The following is a 23,664-nucleotide window of genomic DNA, read 5'->3' as shown; positions in this document are numbered from 1 at the left end:
CGAAAGAGAGATGTCAGGATTAGTCCTGGTACGGCTTGGCGGAGATGATAACAACGTCGATGGTGCGGCCGTTGGGAGCAACGTAATTCAGCTTGTCGCCAACCTTCGAGCCCATGATGGCTTCACCCAGCGCGGAACGCTCGCTGTAAACTTCCAGATCGCCAGCGCCAACCTCGCGGCTGCCGAGCAGGAAGGTGGTCTCGTCCCCGGCAATGGTGGCAACAACAACCATGCCCTGCTCCACGATGCCGTCATCGGCAGGTGCTTCGCCAACACGGGCATAGCGCAGCATTTCGCTCAGCTGGCGGATGCGGGCTTCGATCTTGCCCTGCTCATCCTTGGCGGCATGGTAGCCACCGTTCTCCTTCAGGTCGCCTTCCTGGCGAGCCTGCTCAATCTTGCTGACGATCTCGGCGCGACCGGGACCGGACAGCTCGGTGAGCTCAGCCTGCAAGCGGTTGAAGGCTTCCTGAGTCAGCCATGCAGAGGGGGGTGCACTGTTGGTAGTAGCCACGAAGTTCTCCTTGAATGTACAAAAGCAAAGGCCCCGCTGCAGGTATTCACTGACGTCTCGGGCGCACACACCTCAAAAGGTGCATAAACCGCGCGCTGAAACTCAGTGTCTTACCTAGCGGGGCAGATGGTAATAGGTTCCAGTTTAGTCAATAAGGCAGATAAACCCAAGAATCGGTGTGTTCGGTGTTACGCCGGGTCAACAATCCAGCAGGTTTCCACCACTCCAGTGACGGCCGGTGAGTCTGTTCGCAATTCTCCGCGGACAACGGTGGTGCGGCCGTTTTCTGACCCAGCATCCTCGCTGTTCGGGCCAACCGTGATGACCTTCCAACCAACCACCGCGTAGGAGGTGTCCATGGCCTTGATCTCACAGGCGGCCGTGGCGCCCGGGTCCTTGGTCACAGTCAGATCCACGGTGGTGAGCGTGCCGTCCACCACGTTGTAGCTGACGATTTTCTGGCTAATACCGCTGTTGCCACCAATAACGACCCACAAAACCCAGGTGAGCGACAGCGCGGCCGCCACGATTAAGAGGATTTTTTGGGTCTTTTTGGACACGGTCCGCTTGGGAGTGCCGTATCGATTGGATAGGCTGGTAGGTGCTGAAGAATCAGAGTTTGTCACTGCATCCACTTGTGTCTGTTCCGCGGGGTTGCCGCGGTCTGGCCGCCCCATTGACGAAGGCGTTGGACTAAGGCAAGTTTAGCGTTTATTTGGCACCCGCTATTCCCCTTGGGCCCAAGCAACCCTGGCGCAGGTCCCCTCCTGACGCCATCTTGTAACTGTCCGCAGGATCGCCGTACCTTAGAGTTCCATCAGAATTGAAAGAAGCCCCACGTGAACAGCAATGAGCGGAACATCACCGAGCCCACGGCAGCTGCCCCGCTGCGCCTTTTGGCCGTCCATGCCCACCCTGATGACGAAGCCAGCAAGGGCGCGGCCATGATGGCCTCCTACGTGGACGCCGGTGTTGAGGTCATGGTGGCAACCTGCACAGGTGGGGAGCGCGGAGACATTCAAAACCCGGCCCTCGTTGGCGCACCGCACCCTGCCCGTGACATGGGTGGCGCCCGACGCCTTGAAATGGCCAAGGCTGCAAAGATCCTCGGTATCTCGCACCAGTGGCTGGGCTTCACCGACTCGGGTCTGCCGGAAGGTGACCCGCTGCCGGAACTGCCGGCCAACTGCTTTGCCCTGAAGCCCTTGGAAATCGCAGCGGCCCCGTTGATTCGCCTGGTCCGCCGCTTCAAGCCGCACGTAATTGTTTCTTACGATGAAAATGGTGGCTACCCGCACCCTGACCACATCATGGCTCACAAGGTCGCCGTCGAGGCCTTCAACGCCGCCGGTGATCCGGAGAAATATCCGGGAACCGGCGAAGCTTGGGAGCCGTCCAAGCTGTACTACGATCTGGCGTTCAACCCGCAGCGTTTCCGCGCACTCCACTTTGCCTTGGAAGAAGCCGGCCTGACCTCGCCCTACGCCGAGCGCCTTGCCGCCTGGTTGGAGGCCGACACCGAGGGGCACACCATGCCCGTCAGCAAGCACCCGACCACCACACAGATCGACTGCGGTGACTACTTTGAGGCCCGCGACGACGCGCTGCGAGCTCACGCCACCCAGGTTGACCCGGAGGGTTTCTTCTTCGCCGTGAGCCCGTCGATGCAGCGCAAGGTGTGGCCGTGGGAGGACTATTCATTGATCCAATCCCGCGTTCCCACCACTACGCCCGAGAACGACCTGTTTGCTGGCCTACGATAGACAGTGGACGTTTTCCCGATGGCACCAGCCTCCCCGGGGATGAAACGAAAGACGAATTGTGCTCACTTTGATTTTGCTTGCCACCACTGACCCAGCGATCCCCACGCAGCCCGGGCTGCGCCCCGGCCTGACGGAAGACCAGGTGACCCCAGGACTTCTGGGATTCATCGTCACATTCAGCATTGTGGCAATCATGTTTTTCCTCATCCGCGACATGGTCAAGCGTGTACGCCGCGTCCGTTACCGGGCCCAAGTAGAAGAGGGCCGCGCGGGTGGTTCGCATGGCCCGGCGGCCGATCACATGGGCATCCCGATCAGGACGGACGACGCCGAATCGACCGTTCCGGCGAACACCCCGGCTTCGGCGGGCGAGCCTGAAGTTGGCGCTCCTGAAGTTGGCGCCCCCGCGCCTGAGGAAAAGTAGCTCTTCGCGATGAACAGGCTGGCGGGTGAACCAAGCGCGTATCTCCGCCAGCATGCGCACAATCCAGTGCCATGGCAGCCGTTTGACGAGGCCGCCTTTGCGGAAGCTGTAGCACGAGATGTTCCCATTTTTCTTTCCGTAGGGTACGCGGCCTGCCACTGGTGCCACGTGATGGCGGGGGAGTCTTTTGAGGATCCCGCCGTGGGTGCTTACCTGAATACGCACTTTGTGTCCATCAAAGTGGACCGCGAGGAACGCCCCGACGTGGACGATGCCTACATGGCCGCCACCCAGGCGCTCAGCGGTGAGGGTGGATGGCCCATGAGCGTCTTTCTGACCCCCGAGGGCCGGGCGTTTCACGCCGGAACGTACTTTCCGCCGTCGCCCGTTTCTGGCCGGCCATCATTCATGCAGGTACTCACCGCCGTCCACGAGGCGTGGCAAGAACGCCGCGATCAGGTGGAACGTACTGCCGGCGAGCTGGCACAGGCCCTGTCTCAACCGTTGTGGACGGTCAGCGCCATACCGTCAGCCGGCCTTGAGACCGACACAGCCGGCCACCCGGATTGGGCTGCAGCCGCCGGGGCATCCGTGACCGCCCTAGCCACAGCGGAGGACCTGATCCACGGTGGCCTGGGACAGGCGCCTAAATTTCCGCCAACACCCGCCCTGGAATTCCTCTTGCGGCACGCGGGGTCCGGGGCGGTTACGGCTACTGCTGCCCTGGGCTTGGCCGGCCGGACCTTGGCGGCCATGGTCCACTCGGCACTCTTCGACCAGCTGGGCGGCGGTTTTGCCCGCTACAGCGTGAGCGCCGATTGGTCCGAGCCGCATTACGAGAAAATGCTCTACGACAACGCCGGACTGTTGCGCGTGCTGGTGCAGTATGTGCGGCTCGCCGAGCAGGCGCAGGATGCAGTGATGCCCGACGCCGGACCGCCAGCAGGTGCCGTGGCGCCGCTGAGTTCGGCCGACGCGCGGGACGCTGCGGCCGCAACCTTCTCGTGGCTCGTGCGGGAAATGCGCCTGCCGGGCGGCGCATTTGCCTCGTCACTCGATGCAGACACCATCATTGACGGTGTGCACCACGAGGGCGCCAGCTACCAATGGAACCTGGCTGATGTGCAAGGTGCGGCGCGCAAGTGCACCGACACCGAGCCGGCGGCGCTGGAGCTGGCCGATCTGGTGGCAGGCACCATGCGAATCGGTGACGAGGCATCACCGCTCAACCCGGGGCGGGCACTCACCGCCGCCGAACATCGGGCGTGGGAGCTGATCGAACCGGCAATGCTGGCCGCAAGGGCTCAGAGGGTCATGCCGGCACGCGATGACAAGGTGGTGGCGGCCTGGAACGCCATGCTCTTGGGTGCGCTTGCGGAAGGGGCCATGGTGCTGGGCGAACCAGCGTGGCTGGTGACCGCCGTCGAACTTGGCGAATACCTGCAGTCGGTGCACTGGGATGGAGCGTTGTCCCGGGTCTCCCATGACGGTGAGGCGCGCGGCATCAAGGGCTTGCTGGAAGATTATGCGGCCTGCGCCAACGCTTTCCAGGTGCTCTACGCGGCCACAGGAGATTCTCGCTGGATCGAGTTTGCCGGGCAACTCATCAAGGCGCTGGAAGAAGATTTTATCGCCGACGGCGCCGTGTTCAACCACAGCGCGCACGGGGACGCGGAGGGGCCGCTGCAGGGATCGCGCTTTGCGGACCCCTTTGACAACGCAACTGCCAGCGGCGTTGCGTTGCTCGCCAGCTCTTTTGCTTCGTGGGCTGCCTACACGGGCTCGCACCGTCACCGGGTGATTGTTGAGAGTCTCGTGGCGGGTGTGCCGGAGCTGGCTCGGCGTGCACCCAGATCGGCAGGCGGGTTGCTCTCGGTGACTCAAGCGCTGCTGGCCGGACCTCTTGAGCTGGCCGTGGTCGGTCCTGCTGGCCCGGCTCGTGAGGCCCTGGTGCGGGAGGCATGGCTCAGTCCATCGCCCGGACTCGTCCTCGCTGTGTGGGACGGATTCGGTGACGCGCCCGTGCCGTTGTTGGAGGGCCGCGGTTCCGCGAGCACCGCTGCCGATGACGACGCGAAGACTGCACAACCACTTGCCTACGTTTGCCGCAATATGGTGTGTGCCCTGCCCGTGGCTACACCGCAGGAGCTCCGCAAACAGCTGCTTTAGTTCCCGGCAAGACTGTCCTTTGTGACAGTCTTTGTGGCAATCTTTGAGGAAACGCACACGGCCACGCCGTCAATTCCGTGTGGGCCGGATAGATTGTTCGGAGCACTTCTCCATCCGGGGATCTGTGGGGAGATTCCGGAAGGAAACAAGAATGCGTGTACTTCGTCGTGTCGTTTTTCCCATCGTGTGGCTGCTGATTTTCAGCGTCATTGCGGTGGCTTTGGTTAAAATTGCCTTCATCGACGGGCTCAAGGATCAGGGCGAGCAGCTGGTTCCTCAGGCTCGGATTCAGGCGCCCGTTATCGCGGCAGCGCTCGCCACCGTCACCAACACGGTTGAACTGACGGGTACGGTTCAAAGCGACGCCGCCGTTCCCGTTCGCTCTACTTCGGCGGGAAAGGTTGTCCATTTCTTCGTGGAGAAGGGCGCGCAGCTCGCCGCAGGGGACAAGATCTACCAGGTCCGCAGCGAGGTTGTGCCCGATCCCGTGGCCGAGGTTGAGCCTTCCGAAAAGTCCGAAGAGTCCGGCAAAACCGCCGCTCCTGCCGCTGGTCCGGTCTATGCCTACACGGATGTGGTGGCCCCCGCCGCCGGAACCCTGGACACCTTGACGGTCTTGCTCAATCAAGAGACCAGCGTGGGGGAGACCACCGGATCTTTGGCGCCGGGCACGTTCTCCATCACCGGATCCTTGACCACGGCGCAGCAATTCCGCCTGATGGGCCGGCCCACTACAGCCACCGGAACCGTCACCAATGGCCCGGCGCCGTTCACCTGCCAGAACGTGCAATTGAGCAATGCCCCTGCTGAAACCGGAACCGGTGCGGCAGCGCCGGGCCCAGTGGACCCCAGTATGATGGGTGCCGCCCCGGCCGAGACAGGAAGCGGTAAGGTCACATGTTCCATTCCGGCCGATGTGAGCGTCTTTCCGGGCCTTGGCGCCAGCATTGCGCTCACGGCCGGCGAAGCGAAGGACGTTGTGGCGCTGCCGCTGACAGCCGTCAAGGGCAGCGTGCAAAATGGTGTTGTCTGGATCCAAACGGCGGACGGCGGAGCTCCCGAGGAACGGGACGTGGTCCTGGGTCTCAATGACGGCAATCAGGTAGAGATTGCCTCAGGCCTGAAGGAGGGCGAGCAGGTTCTGGAATTTGTTCCGGGCACCGACGCCGTCATGCCCGATGGCCAAATGCCCGGCTTCGGCATGATGGGCGGCTAGGCGTGACAAGTATTTTTGAGGACAGGAATGAGGGCGCCGCTGAGAGCGCACCATCTAGCTCCGACGACGCCGGCCAGCTGGCCGAACGCCACGGCGGCACAGTGGGTTCACCGCAAGACGGCGACGCTCCATTTGTGGACCTGCGCAATGTCACCCGCACCGTGCTGCTGCCCGACGATCAAGAACTTCATATTCTTCGCGGCGTTGACCTGCAGGTACGCATTGGTGATCACACGGCAATAGTGGGCAGATCCGGTTGCGGCAAGTCCACCCTGCTGAATATTCTGGGCCTCCTCGATGTCCCGAGCAGCGGCCAGATGATCTTTAACGGAACGCCCGTGGAAAAACTGGGCAACAACACCCGAGCCAAGGTACGCGGAGCCAGCATCGGCTTCATCTTCCAACAGTTCAATCTGCTGCCGGGGCGGACAGCTTTGGAAAATGTGGTGACACCGTTGATGTATGCCGGGCGCAAGGAATTCTGGCGCCGCAACTCCATCGGCATGGAAATGCTCGACCGCGTGGGTCTGGCGGCTCGGGCCAGCACACAACCTCACATGCTTTCTGGTGGAGAACAGCAGCGCGTGGCAATCGCCAGAGCCTTGGTTCGCCGCCCCAAACTTATCCTCGCCGATGAGCCAACGGGCGCCTTGGATGTGGAAACCGGTCAGGCCGTCATGGACCTGCTGGACACGATTGCCACCGAATCCGGGGCGGCATTGGTCACCATTACCCACGATCTCAACGTGGCCGCCAGGGCGAGGACCAGATACCGTTTGGATGCAGGTGTCCTGTCTGAAACTGACGGTATTCCCACGGCCCAGGCTCTTGCGGCGGTGGGCGCATGACAGCCATGATTTCAGCCATGGTTGAGGCCTGGAGCGAGCTGCGAATTCACAAGACCCGCGTCTTGTTGGCACTGATTGGCGTGGCCCTTTCGGTCGCTGTCCTGACCACAGTGGTAGGGGTGGGCAATTTGGCGCGCGAAGGCATTCGGGTGGATTCCGAGCGCAACGGCGGCCGCGAGGCGACCCTCACTGTCAGCGTACAGACCGGCCAAGCGAACGCCGAGAGCCCTGACTCGGAGCGGACGAAGCAAATTCTCGACGCCACCATTGAACGGTACGGGTTCAGTCACGCCAGCCAGCTGCTGCGGACCCAGGCTCGCTTCCAGTTCCCCAACGGGGTACAAAACGTTGAGCTGCAGGTGGTTGACCCGCCCTACGGAACCATCCACCGCGTGGACGTCAGCGAAGGTGCGTGGTTCGCAGCGGACGACGCCGCCAGGCTGGCTCCCGCCGTCGTCGTTAACGAAGCGTTTTACTCCGCCGCCGGACGGCCCAACCTCGTCACCGAACCGCAGGTGAGTGTCTTGGGCAGCAGCCCGGCAACGGCCGTCATCATCGGTGTTATGCCGAACGCCTATCCGCAGGCCATGCCACAGGCATTCATGCTGACCGAGGCGGCGGCAGCTGTTGGCGTTGGCGGAGACGTCACGGGCATGGGCCAGGAATTGCGTGTTTGGGTGCCCACCGAGATGGCTCAACAGCTGGTGGATGTCCTGACAGCTGACCTGACACAGCAACTCCCGGGCGCCTACGTTGGCGTGTACCGCAGCGACTATGCGGCGTATGGGGATCCTTTTGCCATGGTGCAGATCATGGTGTCCGGCATTGCTGCCCTGATCCTGTTGCTGGGTGCGGTGGGGCTGCTGAACATCTCCATGGTGACCGTCCGCTACCGGGTTCGCGAGATTGGCATCCGGCGTAGTTTTGGTGCCACCTCAGGGAGAATTTTCACCGGCGTCATGATGGAATCCGTTGTGGGCACCACCGTGGCGGGCGCCGTGGGCGTGATGCTTGCAGTTGCAATTGTGAAGAACCCCTTCGTGGAATCCAAGGTGGCTCCGGGGTTGGATGTTTACCCCGCTTTCCCCGTGGAGGCTGCGCTCCTGGGGCTGGGAGCGGCGGTGCTGGTGGGTGCACTGGCAGGAGCAATCCCCGCCCTGGTGGCCATCCGCGTCAAGGTCATCGACGCAATCCGCTTCTAGGTGTTCTGTGCTTGTTCATTCCAAACTGCAGCTGATGCGGTGAATCAGCCGATGGCCACGAGGCATACCGCGATGAAGTGGCAGGTGAACCCTGCCACGGTGAGTGCATGGAAAAGTTCATGGAAGCCAAAATGGCGGTGGCTGAAGTTGGGTTTTTTGATTCCGTAAATTACGGCGCCGGCAATGTACATTGCGCCGCCTGCGCAAATAAGCAGCGTCGGTACACTGCCGGCTGCCCAGAATTGGGGGAGGAAGAGCAGCGCCGTGGTGCCAAGTAGCACGTAGAGGGGGACGTACAGCCAGCGCGGCGCACCCACCCAGGCCACACGAAACACGACCCCGGCCACCGCGCCGATCCAGATCATCCACAGCAGCAAGGTGGCCGTGGGCCGGGGCAGCATCAAGTACGACAGCGGAGTGTAGGAGCCGGCAATCACGAGCATGATGTTGCTATGGTCGATCCGCTTTAGCAGGGCCTTGGCGGTGGGTGACCAGTTGCCCCGGTGATATAGCGCGCTCGTGCCAAAAAGCAAAACGCCGGTGGCAATGTAAATTGCACTCGTAATCTTGGCGGCCGGGCTGGATGCCAGCAGTACCAGGATGATGCCGGCAATGAGCACCACGGGTGTGCTTCCTGCGTGCAGCCAGCCCCGCCAGGATGGTTTATGCTCTGTTTCAAAGAGGCTGGTCATGGGAAAAGCATAACGCAGCCGGAGGTTATGTTACTGACGGGTAATGTGTGCCTTGGTGAGTTTCGTTTGTCACCAACAGGTAATCTAGAGCTAGCAAGATTCGTACGGCCGCAGGGCCATTATTCGCAAAGGTCCGGTGTACTCTCATGCGGTTGTTCACTGCTTCCATGCGGATGCCAAAGGTGCTGTACAGCTATTACGAGCGCCGCCTGGCCCGCGCTCTCGACACCAGCAGCGTCCCCCGCCACATCGGCGTCATGGTGGACGGCAACCGCCGCTGGGCCAAGCAGTTCAACGCCCCCACTAGCGAGGGCCACCAGGCCGGTGCCGACAAAATCCTGGAATTCCTGGGCTGGTGCCAAGACCTGGGCATCAAGGTCGTCACGCTCTACATGCTCTCCACTGACAATATGAGCCGCTCCGCCGAGGAGCTCGATGAACTCATGGGCATCATCGCCAACACCCTTGACCTGCTCGACGCCGACGCCGACATCAGTGTCCACGCCATGGGCGCACCTGAGCTGCTGCCCGATTACCTCGCGGCCAGGCTCTCCTCGTTGACGGCAAGGGTTCCGGCCAAGGAACGCATTCACGTCAACATGGCTATCGGCTACGGCGGACGCCGCGAGATTGTTGACTCCGTTCGTGAACTCCTGCACGATGCGAACAATGCCGGGCGCACCATGACCGATGTTGCCGACTCCCTGACAGTGGATGACATCTCAAAGTTCCTCTACACCCGCGGTCAGCCGGATCCGGACTTGGTGATCCGCACCTCCGGGGAACAACGCCTCTCCGGGTTCCTGATGTGGCAGAGCGCCTACAGCGAGTTTTACTTTTGCGAGGCCCTCTGGCCGGCCTTCCGCAAGATCGATTTTCTGCGTGCCTTGCGCGACTATGCAGGACGCAGCCGCCGCTTCGGCGCTTAAGCCCACACGGTGCAGGCACGGAACATCACCGTCACCAAATGTTCACAGCAACGTCATCAGACACGCCCCTAAAATATCCATGGCAGAGCATCAAAGCGGCGTAGTTTTGGGCATAACGGAGGGCAACTCCGCCCGACGTACCGATTGGATTCCGGACGCGTTTGAAGGTCCGGAGGGCTGGAGCGTAACGTGGTCGAAACCATGAACCTTGAGCAGCATTCAGAGAACCCGCAAACTGGGTCAAAATTGCGGACGTACGTCATCGACACCTCTGTCTTGCTGTCCGATCCGAGAGCCATCACCCGCTTCGCCGAACACCATGTGGTGCTCCCGATCGTGGTGGTTTCGGAATTGGAAGGAAAGCGCCATGACCCCGAGCTGGGCTACTTTGCCCGCACAGCTCTGCGTCTGCTGGATGACCTGCGGGCCCAGCACGGCAGTCTCGCTTCGCCGGTTCCCTTGGGGGACGACGGCGGGACGTTCCGTGTGGAGCTCAATCACGTTTCGCTTGAGGTGCTTCCGGCCGGCATGCGGGGCATGGACAACGATTCACGCATCCTTGCAGTAGCCAAGAACCTGGCTAACGAAGGGCACACTGTCACGGTGGTCTCCAAGGATGTGCCCATGCGCGTCAAGGCCTCCGCTCTGGGTTTGACCGCGGAGGAATATCGCAATGAACTGGTGCCGGATTCCGGTTGGACAGGCGTTGGCGAGGTCGATGCCACCGAGGCCGAGATGACGGCTCTGTACAACCACGAACCCGTGCCCATTCCGGACGCGTCCGTCATGCCAGTGAACACCTCACTTGTCATCACGAGCAACAGGGGATCGGCGCTGGGCCGGGTTGGCGCGGACCAGCAGGTCCGGTTGGTCCGCGGAGACAGGGAAGTCTTTGGCTTGCATGGACGCTCGGCCGAACAGCGCCTAGCCCTGGATCTGCTCTCTGATCCGGAGGTGGGGATTGTGTCCCTCGGTGGTCGCGCCGGAACTGGCAAGAGTGCCTTGGCCCTGTGCGCAGGTTTGGAAGCGGTCCTGGAACGAAATGAGCACCGCAAGGTGGTTGTGTTCCGGCCGCTCTACGCCGTGGGTGGCCAGGAACTTGGCTACCTGCCCGGTTCCGAGAGCGAGAAGATGAACCCCTGGGCCCAGGCTGTGTTCGATACCCTGGGCTCGGTCGTCTCAGACACCCTCATGGACGAGATCATGGAACGCGGACTGCTGGAGGTGCTGCCGCTGACCCATATTCGTGGACGTTCCCTTCATGACTCTTTTGTGATTGTGGACGAAGCACAATCACTCGAGAAGAACGTGCTGTTGACTGTCATGAGCCGCATTGGCCAGCGCTCCAAGATTGTCCTGACCCACGATGTTGCCCAGCGAGACAACCTTCGCGTGGGCCGGCACGACGGCATCGTGGCAGTGGTCGAGACACTCAAGGGACACCCGCTCTTTGGGCACGTCACACTCACCCGCTCCGAACGCTCACCCATCGCCGCACTGGTGACGGAAATGTTGGAGCGCGCCGAAATCTAGCGCAATTCGCTACGCGTCAGGGCCCAGATCCCAGGGGATGTGGGCCCTGACGTCTGTCAGTCCCATGCTGACTTCCTCAAAGAGGTCATCGAGCATGTACTCGTCAATACCCAGCAGGACCATCCAATGTCCGGCACCGGCGGTGGGACCGTCCAGCGATTGGGACGCCACACAGATACCCGTTTCCAGATCTATGCGGATGGCTGTGCGCCCTGGGAAAAGTAGTGGGGCGTCGGCGAAAACCGGCCGGTAGCTGGCATTGGGTGTCAGGATGGCCTCAATAGCGGCCCTGCCATGGTGGGAAGCTGATGCAATGTGTTCAATTTCAGCCACATTGGCAAAAGGCGCCTCCAAGGGGACAGGATGTTCCCCGGCTAGTTCAACCGGATCCAGCGCCGCGGCGGATCTGCCTGATCCGTAGGCTGGTTCCCCATAAAGGGCCTCGGGGCGGCGCACTACGTAGCCAGCGGAATCCTTGACGGGATTCACCAAGCTCGGTGGCAACAGCCAGGGTTTCCGATTGCCGCTGATAAAAAGCGAATCCTTGGACTCGTTGATCTTGGTGGTGCTGGCGAGCAGCTCGCCCTCGAGCGATTCAACCCGAAGTGCGCCGGGGCGGCGGACCCAGCAGTTCAAAGCCAGGGCGGGGGCAGGATGTCCGCTTCCGCCGCCCGGCACCCAAGCGGAGCCAGCGCCGCCGTCGTCCGCGGTGGGAAACTTGCGGTGCAGCTCAAAGCGAACCGTCCGCCAACGCCACGGTGATGACCTGCAAATATGCCGAAAAGCCTCGGCCGAATCCGGGGAGGAGCTCATATCCACAGCTTAGCCCCGGAGGTCGGGAATTCACCCCGAAGCGCGAGGGTTTGGCGTAGCATCGCGCTATGGTCACACTCTTGGTGGATTTGTGGGAGAGCAGCATTCCCGCATTCCTGTGTGCCGTGGCCGCCTGCGTGTATCTGTTGTGGCTCTCCGTGATCCTGAGCGCCATCGACATCCACACTCACACGCTGCCCAACCGCTATGTACTGCCGGCCTATCCAATAGCCGGTGCGCTGCTGGTGGCCGCCGCGCTCACCTCCGGTTCACCCGCCTCCTTGGCTCGGGCCGTGGGAGGGGCCGCGCTCATGGTGGTGTTGTACTGGATATTGTGGGCCCTTCATCCGTCCGGATTGGGATTTGGGGACGTGAAGCTGGCCGGAGTGCTTGGCCTGTATCTGGGATTCCTGAGCTGGCAGCACGTGGCCCTGGGTGCGGCTGCAGGATTTGTTCTTGGCGGTCTCTGGGCGTTGGCGCACGTAGCCAGTGGTCGCGGAACCATCAAATCGCCCATTCCTTTTGGGCCGTCCATGCTGGCGGGAACACTGGCCGTCCTGCTCCTGGTTCCGGCCTGAGCCACTTTGAGTCTGTTGTGCCTAGGAGTTGCTGATGTAGCTGCCGATGGGACCCGTGTAGGCCTGAGGGGTGGTGACATAGGAACCGGCGGTGCTGTGGTGAGGGGCGTTAGTCGTCACGTAGCCGCCGGCGGGGCCTGATGGGCGGATTGAGGTGGTGACATAGGCGCCGCCGTGAACGTGGGGTGCGGTGTCGTGGTGAACGGTCTGAGTTAAGGTGGTCATGAAGTGTTCCTTAGGGATTGCAAGATGGAGGGCGCAACAAATCGCGCCCCGTTGTCGGTGGACAAAAAGGGTGTCCTAGAGAGTTCGGTGGGAGGTAATTCCCCTGGTTGCCTGTTCGGCGCTATTTACTTGGCACTGCCAAGGCAGTGGAGGCGGCGGCAGCCTGGCACGAGGCGCACACACCCCAGAAGGTGACTTCCGCGATCTGGATGGAGAAACCGTTGGTGTTCGACGGCGTCAGGCAAGGGCTGGCACCGATGGCGCAGTCCACATCCTCAACGCGCCCGCATTCAAGACACGCCACATGATGGTGATTGTCTCCCACGCGACTCTCATAGAGGGCCGCGGAGCCTGCTGGTTCGAACTTTCGCACCAGACCGGCGGCCACCAAAGCGGCAAGGACGCCGTAGACAGCCTGCAGGGAGGTCTTTGGCAGCTGTGTTGAAACCATCGAATACACCGTCTCGGCATCATGATGGCCGGGGCTGGATACGGCCTCAAGAACTGCGAGGCGCGGAGCAGTCACTTTCAGTTGAGCAGACCGAAGCCGACCCTCCAAAGTGTCTGTGTGCGCATCCGTTGCCATGCCTCAAGTCTACGGGTTGTTTTGAATTACTCAAAACAAATTGGGTGTGACCTTGGCCAAGTGCGGTTCGTGAACTAGCGCTCAGCCACGCTGTAGCGGTGCTCGGGCCTACCCGTGGTGCCGTAGCGCAGGGCGATGGCGATAGCGCCGTCGTCGGCCAGCGCGGAGAGATAACGCTGGGCGGTCGTCCGGGAAATTCCGACAGCGGACGCCACATCCGCCGTGGACTGATCTCCGCGCGTGGCCAGGGCGGCCAGGACTGCGGCCTCGGTGGCAGAGCTCGTCTTGGGCCCTGCGGACGGGGCGCTCGGATGAAGGGCCTGCCACGCGTTTTCGAGGCGGTCCTGGCTCAGGCTGCCGGTCTCTGCCAGTAGCCGGCGATACCTGGCGTAGCCGCGCAACCGAGCCTCGAGGAGCTCAGCCGAGAAAGGCTTTATGAGATAGGCCAGGGCCCCGCGACGCATCGCCTTGCGGATGGATTCGGGATCGGAGGCGGCACTGAGCATCATGGCGTCGGAATCGATGGTGCGCAACAAGTCCAGCCCTGACGCATCCGGAAGATACACATCAAGGAGCACCAAATCGGGGCGCTCGGCCGTGATGACCTGGAGCCCGATGGCTGCCGTGGGGGCCGGCGGCAGGGCGCGAAAGCCCGCCACGGCGTCCACGAATCCGGCATGCAGCCTCCCTACGTGGAAATCATCCTCGACGATGAGGACGCTAAAATCTTCGGTCATGGTTGCTCCTTGAAGCGGGATTCCAGGGCGATGACCCCGGGTAGTCGGGCGCAGAAGACGGCGCCATGGGATTGCGGTGAGCCGCTCTCGGCAACCCACACGTCTCCGCCTCGGCGGCGGGCAAGGTGCCGGACCAGAGCCAGCCCAACGCCGTGGCCGGACATGGGATCAAGCGTTGACGGGCTGGCGGTTGAAAAGCCTGGAGCAAAGATGCGGGCATCTTCGCCGCGCAATCCGTCGCCGGAATCGGCCACCACCACGTGAAGCGTGCCGCCGGACTCCGTATACTCGTCCAAGACCTCCACCTCAACCCACTTGTTCGGAGAGGCGCCGGCTACGGCGGCGGTAATGGCGTTGTCCAGCAGATTGCCCAATACGGCTGTCACGTCCTGAGGATCCGTGATGTGGCCGCGAATGGACGTGCCCGGGCCAATGCGCAATTCAACGCCACGTTCGTGGGCCTCGATGCTTTTTGCCCCAATGAACGCCTCCAGATACGGGTCGTTGAGCAGGCCCAGGTCTTCGGCAGGGTAGTTCAATGGGCCGCTGTCCAAGATCTCGCCCAGGTAGTCGCGCGCCTCGGCCGTTCGGTCCAGAGCCAGCAAACCGGAGATAGTGTGGAGGCGATTGGCGAATTCGTGCCGCTGCGCTCGCAGGGCGGTGCCGAGGGCGTTGACGGCGTCGAGCTGGCGGGTCAGAGCCTGGACCTCGGTCCGGTCGCGGACCATAATGACGCGCCCCAGCCGGAGGTCCGGGGTGGTGCTGCGATCCTTGAGCCGAACCGGCCTGGCCGTCACAATCACAACACGCTCATCCACTACGTGTTCTTGCGGTCCGTAGTTTCCCGTGGCTGTGCCAAGAAAATCCGGCAAGCCGCTTTCCGCCAAGGTGAGGCCGCTGTATTCGCGCTCGGAGCCGGGGGTCAGCAGCCGCCGTGCGCCCTCGTTGAAAACCGTGATGGTGCCCCTTTCGGAGATTCCAATGACCCCTTCATCAACCCCGCGCAAGACCGCCTCCTGGTCCTGGGCCAGGCCGGAAATCTCCTCCGGTTCCAGGCCGAGGGTGAGTCGCCTCAAGCGGGCGCCCATCATGGTCGATGCCACGGCGGCCAAGGCCAGCGACGCCGCGGTAACTAGCGCCACCGGCACAATGTTGCGCAGCATCCCTGCAACTATGTCGTCGCTGTCAAAGCCCACGCTGACCTCGCCCACTACGTCAGTGGTGGATCCGGGGGCAAAAACTGGCACCTTGGCCCGGGCTGATCGCCCCAGGGTGCCGTTTTCCTGTGAAGTCTCCTCGCCGCCGGCCAACGCCACCGACGGGTCTGTGGAAACCTTTTGCCCCAGCAAGGCCGGGTTGGGATGCGCAAGCCGCAATCCGGCGTCGTCCGTCACCACAACAAACAACGCATCGGTGCGGTCCTGGGCGGAGGTGGCGTAGTCCTCCAGGGGCCCGCCCGCCAACGTTTCCGGGGTCAACAAGGCGCTGGGGGTGGCGGCGAGTACTGCGGTCTCGCGGCGCACATCCTCCGATGAAGCCACTGTCCGGGCCACGGCGAGGGCACGCTCCTCGGCCTGATCTCCCAGCCACTGGTACGTCAGGGCCGCAAAGGTCCCCGCCGTCATCAGGACCACTGTGCACACCACTGCCAACTGAAGCAGCAGCACGCGTGTGGAAAAGCGCAGCCGCACAGCGGCTCGGGCTTGCGTCATTGAAAGCATCCTTCGCGCTCGGCACAACTACATGGGTTTAACGGGATAAACGTACTCAATGGGCACTACTTGGGGCAAGTGCACTAAACCCCGGGAAGTGATCCAGGCCACTCTAATCTCACTAATGAGGCTCACAAATGCGGCCTTTGTACAAAGGAGTTCAAATGCTGGTAATCCTTGGGTTTGCCATGATCGCGGTCTTCATGACCCTGATCATGACGAAGAAGTTGACGCCTGTGGTGGCCTTGATCGTGGTCCCCACCATCTTTGGTCTTTTCGCAGGTGCCGGTCTGGGCATTGGCGATATGGTCATGGATTCAATGAAGAGCCTAACGTCTACGGCGGCGTTGTTGATGTTCGCGATTGTTTTCTTCGGAATGATGATCGATGTTGGACTGTTCGATCCGCTCGTGAAACTGATCCTTCGCACGCTGGGCAATGACCCCGCGAAGGTTGTGCTCGGCACGGCTGTTCTGGCTGCAGTGGTTTCCCTCGACGGCGACGGTTCCACCACGTTCATCCTGACCACGGCGGCCATGCTGCCCATCTACCTTCGCCTTGGCATGAGCCCGGTTGTCCTGACCTGTGTTGCGGGTCTGGCCAACGGAACCATGAACATCCTGCCCTGGGGTGGGCCCACTGCCCGCGCCGCCGCAGCCTTGAAAGTTTCGCCCAGCGAGGTGTTTGTTCCCATGATCCCGTCGCTGATCGCCGGTATGATCGTCATCTTCCTGTTCGCCTGGCACCTCGGAGTGCGCGAACGCCGTCGCCTTGCCGCAGCTGGCAGCATTTGGGCCGGTGCTGCTGGCACTTCCGCGGACGATTCCGGAACCCCCTCGGGCGGTTCTGCCGGCTCGGCCTCGGGCTCTGGAGTTTCAGGTGGCAAGGGGGCAGCGGCTGGTGTGCTGACCATTGAAAAGCCTCGTTCGGCAGCTCAGTCACGCTTCGATGCCCAGGTCTTGGCTGCAGCTCAGAAGGAGTCCGCCACGGTCAACACGGCCCTGGCTGATTCCCAGCTTGATCCGAACCGCGACACCCTGCGACCCAAGCTGTTCTGGTTCAACCTGGTGTTGACCGTGACGCTCATGGTGGTTCTGGTCATGGATGTCCTGCCCTTGGCTTACGTCTTCATGGTGGGATCCGCGATCGCCCTGGTGGTCAACTTCCCTCGCGTCAAGGATCAGGCAAAAGCACTTGTTTCACATGCCGGCAGCATCGTGGCCGTGGTTTCCATGGTCATGGCCGCAGCTGTCCTTACAGGTGTCCTCAGCGGCACCGGCATGGTCGATGCCATGGCAGCATGGCTGGTCAGCGTCATCCCCACCTCCATGGGGCCGTACATGGCCGTCATTACCGGCCTGTTGAGCATTCCCATGACGTTCTTCATGAGCAACGACGCCTTCTACTTCGGCGTCCTGCCCGTGCTGAGTGAGACCGCGGCGCACTTTGGCATCGACCCGGCGGCCATGGCCCGCGCCTCCATCACTGGCCAGCCTGTCCACATGCAGAGCCCCCTGGTTCCGGCCATCCTGCTCCTCGTCTCGCTGTCCCGCGTTGATCTGGGTGACCACCACAAGAAGGTCCTGTGGCGGGCACTGGTGGTATCGCTGGTGATGCTGGTTGTTGCGATCGGAATCGGCGTCATCCCGTTCGGCTAAGGTTTCAACCCAAAAGCAGGTTCGGTTGCCAGTTGGCGGCCGGACCTGCTTTTTTGGACGCTAGGCTGAAACCATGGGCTCACCGGAATTTATCGTCAACCTCCGCAAGAAGATCGGCCACGACCCGTTGTGGCTCCCGGGTGTGCGTGGTGTGGTGTTCGACGACGTCGGCCGCGTCCTCCTTGGCCAGCGATCGGACACGGGCGGATGGGCGCTCATCACGGGAATTCTAGACCCGGGGGAGGAACCGGGCCCTGGCATGTTGCGCGAAATCTTTGAAGAAACGGCCGTGGTGGCCAGAATTGAGCACCTCATGGGCGTGGCAGCCGTGGGACCTGTGACGTTCCCGAATGGCGATGTCTGCGATTTCTTGAATGTAGAGTTCATCTGCCGCTACGTCAGCGGCACCGCGCGCGTCAATGACGACGAATCTCTCGCCGTCGCTTGGTTCGCCATCGAGGACCTGCCGCCGCTGCGCCCTGGCCACATCGGGTGCATCGAGCGTGCCTTGGCGTACGACGGCGAACCCCACTTCCAGCGGTAACCTCCACCCTTCTGGTTCCACCCGTCAGATAATGCGGTTTTGGGGCTCTGGTTACAGCGTTATCTGCCGGGTCGAGGGTGGCGCCCGGTCCGCGGGGTACGCAAAAGGCGCGTGCCGGCGTCGTACTTTGAAACGTACGACGCCGGCACGCGCCTTTTCAGCGCTGCGTTACGGCTTGTCCCCGGAAGCGTCCGGGTCTTCCTTGGTCAGCAGGAGCGTGTCACCGGCGTTCGTTGCGGCGGACTTGCCGGCTGCGCGCTCGGCCTCAAGGCGCTCGGCTTCCTCGCCACCCACGGCCTCGCCGCGGGCCACCATGCCGGAGGTATCCGAGAGCGGGATGACCTTCATGAAGATGGCCAGGACCAGGGCAATAACCATGAACGGGATCAGGTACCAGAACACCGGTGCCAGGGAATCGGCGTAGGCGTTGATGATGCCGTCCTGGATGGCCTGCGGGAGCTGGTGCAGTGCCTGCGGATCCAGGGACGACATGGCGCTGCCAGCCTGCTCCGGGGTGGCGCCGCCAGCCGTGAAGACCCCCTTGAGGGAATCGGCAAGGCGCGTGGTGAACATGGCGCCGAAGACGGCCACACCCAGGGCGGAACCCACTTCGCGGAAGTAGTTGTTGGTGCTCGTGGCGGTTCCCAACTGAGCGGCCGGAACCGAGTTCTGCACAACAATCACAACGATCTGCATGATCAGACCCAAGCCGGCGCCGAAGACAAACAACTGGGCGCAGATGACCCAGATGGGGGTTTCGGCGGACAAGGTGGTCATCCACAACATCGCGATGATGGTCAGGATGGAACCGGCGATCGGGAATGCCTTGTACTTGCCGGTCTTGGTCATGCGGATACCTGACCAGATGGAGGTACCCATCAAGCCCACCATCATGGGCAGCATGAGCAGGCCGGACTCGGCAGCGGAGGTGCCCGAGGACATCTGCAGGAACGTCGGCACGAAGGCCAGGGCGGCGAACATGCCCATGCCCAGGACAAATCCGATGGCCGTGGAGTTCAGGAAGATCGGGTTCTTGAACAGCGACAACGGGATGATGGGGTCCGCAGCGCGGCTCTCGGTGAAGATGAACAGTGCGACGGCGGCGATCAGGCCGGCGCCCCATGTCCAGGTCACCATGGAGGTCCAACCGTCGGTCTTGCCGCCGAAGTCGGTGAAGAAGATCAAGCAGGTTGTGGCGATGGACAGGAACAGCACGCCCATGAAGTCAATCTTCTTGTCGGCCTTCTTGGAAGGTAGCGTCAAGGTGAAGAAGGCGATGATGAATGCGGCGATGCCGATCGGGATGTTGATGTAGAAAGCCCATTCCCACGTCAGGTGGTCAACAAAGTAACCGCCGAGCAGGGGGCCGGCAACTGCTGCCAGGCCGAAGATGGCGCCCAGGGGGCCCATGTACTTGCCGCGGTCCTTGGCGGGGACAATGTCGGCGATGATGGCCTGAGAGAGGATCATCAAGCCACCGCCGCCGAGGCCCTGGATGGCACGGAAGATCACGAAGCCCCAGAAGTCGGTGGCGAAGGCACAGCCAACGGAGGCCAGTGTGAAGATGGCAATGGCAGCGAGGAACAGGTTGCGGCGGCCCAGGATGTCACCGAACTTGCCATACACGGGCATGACGATGGTGGTGGCCAAAAGGTAGGCCGTGGTGATCCACGTCTGGTGCTCCACGCCGCCGAGCTTGCCCACGATGGTGGGCATGGCGGTGGAGACGATGGTTTGGTCGAGGCTCGAGAGCAGCATTCCGGCGATCAGCGCGGAGAAGATGATCCAGATCCTCTTTTGGGTCAGCAGGAGCGGTTCGCCTGCCTTGAGTGCGGTACTCATGATGTCCCTTCAAAGGTTAATTGCGAAAACGAGAAAAGTTGGTGGGCCGTGCGAAGATTTTGGGCCAGAAGTTCGGGGTAGCCGACGGTGTTTGCTTCGGAAAAAAACACCTTGCTTGCGCGCTGTGAACATGTGCCAAAGAGGGCGGAGACCATGACGGCTGTGGGGTCCTCTGGCTCCAGGCCTTCACGCTGAGCGATGAGCCCGGCAAACTCCTGCTCGCGCAGGTGTGCGCCGCCCATCATCTTCATCATGAGCTGCGGTTCCTTTTTCATGGCCGCGATCAGCAGATGGATCTGTTCGCGGGTGAAGTTCAGTTCCTCGACCATGGCGCAGGTGAGTCCGTGCAGGTCCGTCAGAAGGGTGTTGCTCACCCCGCTCGGGCCGCGTTCCACACCGTCGGCGCCGGCCAGGAATTTGGCAATCGCGTCCGCTGGGAATTCGTCCAGCAGGTGGCCCATGATGGCATCTTCCTTGGACGGAAAGTAGTTGAAGAACGTGCGGCGTGAGACGCCCACGTCCTCGCACAACTGCTCAATCGTGAACCCGTTCAGGCCCTGCTCAGCAGTGAGTACCCGGGCTCGCGCCGTAATGGCGGATCGGGTGGCCTCGCGCTTGCGGGCCCGCAGCCCTTGGGGCTGGCAAGAATTTGCACTTTCATTCACAAAGTAAAAGTTTGCACTATTTATCTCAAAGTGCAAACAATTTTTGGAGTGGAGTTAATCACACCCCTGAAAGCACGACGGCGTACTAAACGTTCGACGGCGTGCGAAGTTTCACACGCCGTCGAACGTTTAGCACGCCGTCGGCAGGGGGAAGGTCAGGTGCTACTTCGGGGCGCGGGTCATCGCCATGACGTCGAGACCCTTGTCGAGCTGCTCCAGGGTCAGTTCGCCACGGTCAACGAAGCCAAGAGCCAGAACGGCTTCACGGATGGTGAGACCTTCCTTGATGGCGTGCTTGGCGATCTTTGCGGCGTTCTCGTAGCCGATGTGCTTGTTCAGCGGGGTCACGATGGACGGCGAAGCCTCGGCAAGGAAGCGGGCGCGCTCAACGTTGGCGGTCAGGCCGTCAATCATCTTGTCGGCCATGACGCGGCTCGTGTTGGTGAGCAAGCGGATGGACTGCAACAGGTTCGAGGCCATGACCGGGATGCCAACGTTCAGCTCAAATGCACCGTTCGTGGAGGACAAAGCGATCGTGGTGTCGTTACCGATGACCTGGGCTGCAACCATGATGGAAGCCTCGGCGATGACCGGGTTGACCTTGCCGGGCATGATCGAGGAGCCAGGCTGCAGATCGGGGATGTTGATTTCGCCCAGGCCGGTGTTGGGGCCGGAGCCCAACCAGCGAAGGTCGTTGTTGATCTTCATGATCGAGTAAGCGATGTTGCGCAGCTGGCCGGATGCCTCGATGAGGCCGTCGCGGTTGGCCTGGGCCTCGAAGTGGTTGCGGGCCTCGGTCAGCGGCAGGCCGGTGTCCTGGGCGAGCAGGGCGATCACGCGCTGCGGGAAGCCGGCCGGGGTGTTGATGCCGGTGCCGACGGCGGTGCCACCGAGGGGAACCTCGGCAACACGGGGGAGTGCGGACTCGACGCGCTCGATGCCGTAGCGGATCTGGGCAGCGTAGCCACCGAATTCCTGGCCGAGCGTCACAGGGGTTGCATCCATCAAGTGGGTGCGGCCGGACTTCACAACTTCTGCGAACTCGGCTTCCTTGCGCTCCAGGGACTCGGCCAGGTGCGCCAGTGCCGGGATCAGGTCATTGATCAGGGCTGAGGTGGCGGCAACGTGGACGGAGGTGGGGAACACGTCGTTAGAGGACTGTGAGGCGTTGACGTGGTCGTTCGGGTGAACAACCTTCTCGGAGCCGGCGGCAACGAGGGCGCGGTTGGCCAGGGTCGCCAGGACCTCGTTCATGTTCATGTTGGAGGAGGTTCCGGAACCTGTCTGGAACACATCGATCGGGAAATCGCCGTCGAAGTCCCCGGCCGCTACGAGATCGGCTGCAGCCTCGATGGCGCGTGCCAGCTCGGCGTCCAGAACACCCAACTCGGCGTTGGTGGTGGCGGCCGCCTTCTTGATGCGTGCCAGTGCTGCGATGTGGGCTGACTCCAGTGTCATGCCCGAAATCGGGAAGTTTTCAACGGCGCGCTGGGTCTGGGCGCTGTAGAGGGCGTTGACCGGAACTCGGACCTCGCCCATGGTGTCATGTTCAATACGGAATTCTTGTGCGGTTGCCGCGGCAGTATCAGTCATGCCTACACCATATCGCCGCGGCGCCCAGAGCTAAAAACCGAATGTCACCGATCCGCGGCCCCAGCCCCCAACAAAGAAGGCCCGACGCCGGAACGCAAGTTCCGCCGTCGGGCCTTCCAAAGCGGGTGCTAGACCCCGAGGGAGCCGTTGCTGTAGACCAGATCTGCGCGGCCATCGCTGAGGCGGTAGGTCAGGCCAACCACGGATGTGCGCTGGCGGGCCACGGCGCTGGCGATGATGGGGGAGTTCTCCACCAGGCGCGCCGCCGTCTGCTTGACGTGCTCGGTGATCATGGCGCTGACATCGGCGTCCTTGTCCTTGCGCAATGACGTCAGCACGGACGGGGTGATGCGTTCCACAAGGTCACGGATGAATCCGCCGGGCATGGCACCGGTGGCAACGGCCTGCTGTGTGGCCGTCACGGCGCCGCAGTTGTCATGGCCCAGCACCACAATCAGGGGCACATTCAGGTAGTCAACGCTGTACTCAAGTGAACCTAGGACGGTGTTGTCAATCACATGCCCAGCCGTGCGGACCACGAACGCGTCCCCCAGGCCCAGGTCAAAGATGATCTCGGCAGCCAGGCGCGAATCCGAGCAGCCGAAGATGACGGCGAAGGGGTGCTGGGTGGCAACGAGTGAGGTGCGGCGGGCCGCGTCCTGGTTCGGGTGGGAGGAATTGCTGTCAACAAACCGGGCATTGCCGGCCATGAGGGTCGCCCACGCCTCAGCGGGCGTATGGGGGTGGGTCGAAACTTCTCCGCCGGTCATTATTTGCCGTCCTTCGCTGTGGGAATGGTGCTTGCGTCGCCGCTCGCTTGGCTCGAATCGGCCGCAAGCTGCTTCGTGGAGCCAGTGGCCAGAATATCGAAGTCCTCGAAATCGGCTGCGCCCGTCAAAACGATTGTGGTTTCACCGCTGGTCAGGACCAAACTCCGGTCGCCCTTAGGTTTATCACGGAGCTCCCAGTCCTGGCCGTCAATGGTGCGGTTTCCGGTCACAGGCGCATTGCCCGTCTGCGCCGCAGTCCACGTGGGGTTCGCCGTAATCGACTGGCGCAAGGCAATGAAAGTATTGCTTCCCGTTACGTAACCTACGTCCCAGAAGGCCACGCCATCTGCGCCCGGCGGATTCCAGCGCGCATAGTTGGCGGACCAGCCGGCGGGCAGTGCCGGCGCCACGGGGCTAAAACCTGCCGTGTCCGCTGCGTTGGCAGCAACGGCCCCAACGTCGATGGCGGAGCGGTATGTTTCGGCTTTTTGTTGTGGATTGAGCCACACAATAACCAGCACAATGGCCACTGTCGAGAACATGGCTAGCAGCATGCCGATCACTGATGCGTTGGCACGCTTGGCCGCGCCGGCTGCAATAACGGGCTTAAAAGGAGGGGTAGGGCTGGAATCACTCACCTGACCATCTTCC

At 62.1% G+C, this 23,664-nt stretch carries 24 protein-coding genes; 11 read left to right on the top strand and 13 right to left on the bottom strand.

The features are described from left to right. Window positions 1-19 precede the first annotated feature (19 nt). Window positions 20-514 carry a transcription elongation factor GreA gene (gene greA, locus BLV41_RS10395; RefSeq protein ID WP_044574330.1) on the bottom strand — a complete coding sequence of 165 codons (495 nt, stop codon included), beginning with the start codon at window positions 512-514 and terminating at the stop codon, window positions 20-22. A 188-nt stretch (window positions 515-702) separates the two neighbouring features. Beyond that, window positions 703-1,074 carry a DUF4307 domain-containing protein gene (locus tag BLV41_RS10390; RefSeq protein ID WP_239437283.1) on the bottom strand — a complete coding sequence of 124 codons (372 nt, stop codon included), beginning with the start codon at window positions 1,072-1,074 and terminating at the stop codon, window positions 703-705. 279 nt (window positions 1,075-1,353) lie between these two features. Between BLV41_RS10390 and mca the strand changes: the two genes are divergently transcribed. The 6 genes from mca (at window position 1,354) to BLV41_RS10360 (ending at window position 8,136) form a co-directional block, all read left to right on the top strand. Continuing rightward, entirely contained in the window at window positions 1,354-2,277 is a 924-nt protein-coding gene (gene mca, locus BLV41_RS10385; protein ID WP_425284271.1) for a mycothiol conjugate amidase Mca, read from the top strand. 58 nt (window positions 2,278-2,335) lie between these two features. After that, complete coding sequence (locus BLV41_RS22495) at window positions 2,336-2,701, top strand: hypothetical protein (protein ID WP_044574327.1); 366 nt, start codon at window positions 2,336-2,338, stop codon at window positions 2,699-2,701. Between the two features lie 9 nt (window positions 2,702-2,710). Next, entirely contained in the window at window positions 2,711-4,870 is a 2,160-nt protein-coding gene (locus tag BLV41_RS10375) for a thioredoxin domain-containing protein (protein ID WP_044574324.1), read from the top strand. A gap of 151 nt (window positions 4,871-5,021) precedes the next feature. After that, on the top strand, window positions 5,022-6,086 hold the full coding sequence (locus BLV41_RS22065) for an efflux RND transporter periplasmic adaptor subunit (RefSeq protein ID WP_044574321.1): 1,065 nt from the start codon (window positions 5,022-5,024) through the stop codon (window positions 6,084-6,086). Between the two features lie 101 nt (window positions 6,087-6,187). Beyond that, window positions 6,188-6,934: an ABC transporter ATP-binding protein gene (locus BLV41_RS10365; RefSeq protein WP_044574427.1), complete on the top strand. Its 747-nt coding sequence runs from the start codon at window positions 6,188-6,190 to the stop codon at window positions 6,932-6,934. Beyond that, window positions 6,931-8,136 carry an ABC transporter permease gene (locus tag BLV41_RS10360; protein ID WP_074711584.1) on the top strand — a complete coding sequence of 402 codons (1,206 nt, stop codon included), beginning with the start codon at window positions 6,931-6,933 and terminating at the stop codon, window positions 8,134-8,136. The genes BLV41_RS10365 and BLV41_RS10360 overlap by 4 nt, the downstream gene beginning before the upstream one ends. Window positions 8,137-8,180: 44 nt before the next feature. Here BLV41_RS10360 and trhA read toward each other — a convergent pair whose 3' ends face one another. Next, complete coding sequence (trhA, locus tag BLV41_RS10355; RefSeq protein WP_074711583.1) at window positions 8,181-8,828, bottom strand: PAQR family membrane homeostasis protein TrhA; 648 nt, start codon at window positions 8,826-8,828, stop codon at window positions 8,181-8,183. A gap of 167 nt (window positions 8,829-8,995) precedes the next feature. Here trhA and BLV41_RS10350 point away from each other — a divergent pair, with 167 nt between their 5' ends. Beyond that, entirely contained in the window at window positions 8,996-9,757 is a 762-nt protein-coding gene (locus tag BLV41_RS10350) for an isoprenyl transferase (RefSeq protein ID WP_074713253.1), read from the top strand. A gap of 201 nt (window positions 9,758-9,958) precedes the next feature. Next, window positions 9,959-11,290 (top strand): RNA 5'-3' helicase PhoH2, encoded by a 1,332-nt coding sequence (gene phoH2 / locus BLV41_RS10345; protein WP_044574422.1) that lies wholly within the window; start codon window positions 9,959-9,961, stop codon window positions 11,288-11,290. A 9-nt stretch (window positions 11,291-11,299) separates the two neighbouring features. On the opposite strand, the gene BLV41_RS10340 is transcribed toward phoH2, so the two are convergent. Further along, window positions 11,300-12,103 (bottom strand): hypothetical protein, encoded by an 804-nt coding sequence (locus BLV41_RS10340; RefSeq protein ID WP_044574312.1) that lies wholly within the window; start codon window positions 12,101-12,103, stop codon window positions 11,300-11,302. Window positions 12,104-12,171: 68 nt separating this feature from the next. On the opposite strand from BLV41_RS10340, the gene BLV41_RS10335 reads away from it, so the two are divergent. After that, window positions 12,172-12,681, top strand: a complete 510-nt coding sequence (locus BLV41_RS10335; RefSeq protein ID WP_044574308.1) for a prepilin peptidase — start codon at window positions 12,172-12,174, stop codon at window positions 12,679-12,681. Window positions 12,682-12,702: 21 nt separating this feature from the next. Here BLV41_RS10335 and BLV41_RS10330 read toward each other — a convergent pair whose 3' ends face one another. The 4 genes from BLV41_RS10330 to BLV41_RS10315 form a co-directional block, all read right to left on the bottom strand. After that, entirely contained in the window at window positions 12,703-12,906 is a 204-nt protein-coding gene (locus BLV41_RS10330) for a hypothetical protein (protein ID WP_074711582.1), read from the bottom strand. A gap of 121 nt (window positions 12,907-13,027) precedes the next feature. Next, window positions 13,028-13,492: a Fur family transcriptional regulator gene (locus BLV41_RS10325; protein WP_074711581.1), complete on the bottom strand. Its 465-nt coding sequence runs from the start codon at window positions 13,490-13,492 to the stop codon at window positions 13,028-13,030. Window positions 13,493-13,566: 74 nt separating this feature from the next. Further along, window positions 13,567-14,229, bottom strand: coding sequence for a response regulator (locus BLV41_RS10320; RefSeq protein ID WP_044574299.1), 663 nt, complete (start codon window positions 14,227-14,229; stop codon window positions 13,567-13,569). Beyond that, entirely contained in the window at window positions 14,226-15,941 is a 1,716-nt protein-coding gene (locus tag BLV41_RS10315) for a sensor histidine kinase (protein ID WP_074711580.1), read from the bottom strand. Before BLV41_RS10315 ends, BLV41_RS10320 begins: the two co-directional genes overlap by 4 nt. A 164-nt stretch (window positions 15,942-16,105) precedes the next feature. Here BLV41_RS10315 and BLV41_RS10310 point away from each other — a divergent pair, with 164 nt between their 5' ends. Together BLV41_RS10310 and BLV41_RS10305 are read left to right on the top strand one after the other, a co-directional pair. After that, window positions 16,106-17,599, top strand: coding sequence for a CitMHS family transporter (locus tag BLV41_RS10310; RefSeq protein ID WP_044574296.1), 1,494 nt, complete (start codon window positions 16,106-16,108; stop codon window positions 17,597-17,599). A gap of 73 nt (window positions 17,600-17,672) precedes the next feature. Beyond that, window positions 17,673-18,143 (top strand): NUDIX hydrolase, encoded by a 471-nt coding sequence (locus BLV41_RS10305; RefSeq protein WP_074711579.1) that lies wholly within the window; start codon window positions 17,673-17,675, stop codon window positions 18,141-18,143. A 168-nt stretch (window positions 18,144-18,311) separates the two neighbouring features. Here the strand turns inward: BLV41_RS10305 and BLV41_RS10300 are convergent, their stop codons facing one another. The 5 genes from BLV41_RS10300 to BLV41_RS10280 form a co-directional block, all read right to left on the bottom strand. After that, window positions 18,312-19,985 carry an MDR family MFS transporter gene (locus BLV41_RS10300; RefSeq protein WP_074711578.1) on the bottom strand — a complete coding sequence of 558 codons (1,674 nt, stop codon included), beginning with the start codon at window positions 19,983-19,985 and terminating at the stop codon, window positions 18,312-18,314. Next, window positions 19,982-20,650 (bottom strand): TetR/AcrR family transcriptional regulator, encoded by a 669-nt coding sequence (locus tag BLV41_RS10295; protein ID WP_044574285.1) that lies wholly within the window; start codon window positions 20,648-20,650, stop codon window positions 19,982-19,984. Before BLV41_RS10295 ends, BLV41_RS10300 begins: the two co-directional genes overlap by 4 nt. 162 nt (window positions 20,651-20,812) lie before the next feature. Next, window positions 20,813-22,243, bottom strand: coding sequence for a class II fumarate hydratase (locus BLV41_RS10290; protein WP_074711577.1), 1,431 nt, complete (start codon window positions 22,241-22,243; stop codon window positions 20,813-20,815). A gap of 128 nt (window positions 22,244-22,371) precedes the next feature. Continuing rightward, window positions 22,372-23,013: a carbonic anhydrase gene (locus BLV41_RS10285; protein ID WP_044574280.1), complete on the bottom strand. Its 642-nt coding sequence runs from the start codon at window positions 23,011-23,013 to the stop codon at window positions 22,372-22,374. Further along, the gene (locus tag BLV41_RS10280; protein WP_044574277.1) at window positions 23,013-23,651 is read right to left on the bottom strand and encodes a DUF4245 domain-containing protein; all 639 of its coding nucleotides are present in this window, start codon (window positions 23,649-23,651) and stop codon (window positions 23,013-23,015) included. Before BLV41_RS10280 ends, BLV41_RS10285 begins: the two co-directional genes overlap by 1 nt. Between the last annotated feature and the right edge of the window lie 13 nt (window positions 23,652-23,664).

Origin of the sequence: Arthrobacter alpinus (assembly GCF_900105965.1) — a bacterium.
GTDB classification, from domain to species: domain Bacteria; phylum Actinomycetota; class Actinomycetes; order Actinomycetales; family Micrococcaceae; genus Specibacter; species Specibacter alpinus.
This window is presented reverse-complemented; position numbering and strand designations above follow the sequence as displayed.

Excerpts from the sequence above, each read along its gene's own strand:
- BLV41_RS10310 (WP_044574296.1), top strand. The coding sequence starts at position 16,106 with ATGCTGGTAATCCTTGGGTTTGCCATGATCGCGGTCTTCATGACCCTG.
- BLV41_RS10320 (WP_044574299.1), bottom strand. The coding sequence starts at position 14,229 with ATGACCGAAGATTTTAGCGTCCTCATCGTCGAGGATGATTTCCACGTA.
- BLV41_RS10330 (WP_074711582.1), bottom strand. The coding sequence starts at position 12,906 with ATGACCACCTTAACTCAGACCGTTCACCACGACACCGCACCCCACGTT.
- BLV41_RS10325 (WP_074711581.1), bottom strand. The coding sequence starts at position 13,492 with ATGGCAACGGATGCGCACACAGACACTTTGGAGGGTCGGCTTCGGTCT.
- BLV41_RS10375 (WP_044574324.1), top strand. The coding sequence starts at position 2,711 with ATGAACAGGCTGGCGGGTGAACCAAGCGCGTATCTCCGCCAGCATGCG.
- BLV41_RS22065 (WP_044574321.1), top strand. The coding sequence starts at position 5,022 with ATGCGTGTACTTCGTCGTGTCGTTTTTCCCATCGTGTGGCTGCTGATT.
- BLV41_RS10290 (WP_074711577.1), bottom strand. The coding sequence starts at position 22,243 with ATGACTGATACTGCCGCGGCAACCGCACAAGAATTCCGTATTGAACAT.
- BLV41_RS10315 (WP_074711580.1), bottom strand. The coding sequence starts at position 15,941 with ATGACGCAAGCCCGAGCCGCTGTGCGGCTGCGCTTTTCCACACGCGTG.
- trhA (WP_074711583.1), bottom strand. The coding sequence starts at position 8,828 with ATGACCAGCCTCTTTGAAACAGAGCATAAACCATCCTGGCGGGGCTGG.
- BLV41_RS10335 (WP_044574308.1), top strand. The coding sequence starts at position 12,172 with ATGGTCACACTCTTGGTGGATTTGTGGGAGAGCAGCATTCCCGCATTC.
- BLV41_RS10340 (WP_044574312.1), bottom strand. The coding sequence starts at position 12,103 with ATGAGCTCCTCCCCGGATTCGGCCGAGGCTTTTCGGCATATTTGCAGG.
- BLV41_RS10285 (WP_044574280.1), bottom strand. The coding sequence starts at position 23,013 with ATGACCGGCGGAGAAGTTTCGACCCACCCCCATACGCCCGCTGAGGCG.
- BLV41_RS10300 (WP_074711578.1), bottom strand. The coding sequence starts at position 19,985 with ATGAGTACCGCACTCAAGGCAGGCGAACCGCTCCTGCTGACCCAAAAG.
- BLV41_RS10350 (WP_074713253.1), top strand. The coding sequence starts at position 8,996 with ATGCGGATGCCAAAGGTGCTGTACAGCTATTACGAGCGCCGCCTGGCC.
- phoH2 (WP_044574422.1), top strand. The coding sequence starts at position 9,959 with ATGAACCTTGAGCAGCATTCAGAGAACCCGCAAACTGGGTCAAAATTG.
- BLV41_RS10305 (WP_074711579.1), top strand. The coding sequence starts at position 17,673 with ATGGGCTCACCGGAATTTATCGTCAACCTCCGCAAGAAGATCGGCCAC.
- BLV41_RS10360 (WP_074711584.1), top strand. The coding sequence starts at position 6,931 with ATGACAGCCATGATTTCAGCCATGGTTGAGGCCTGGAGCGAGCTGCGA.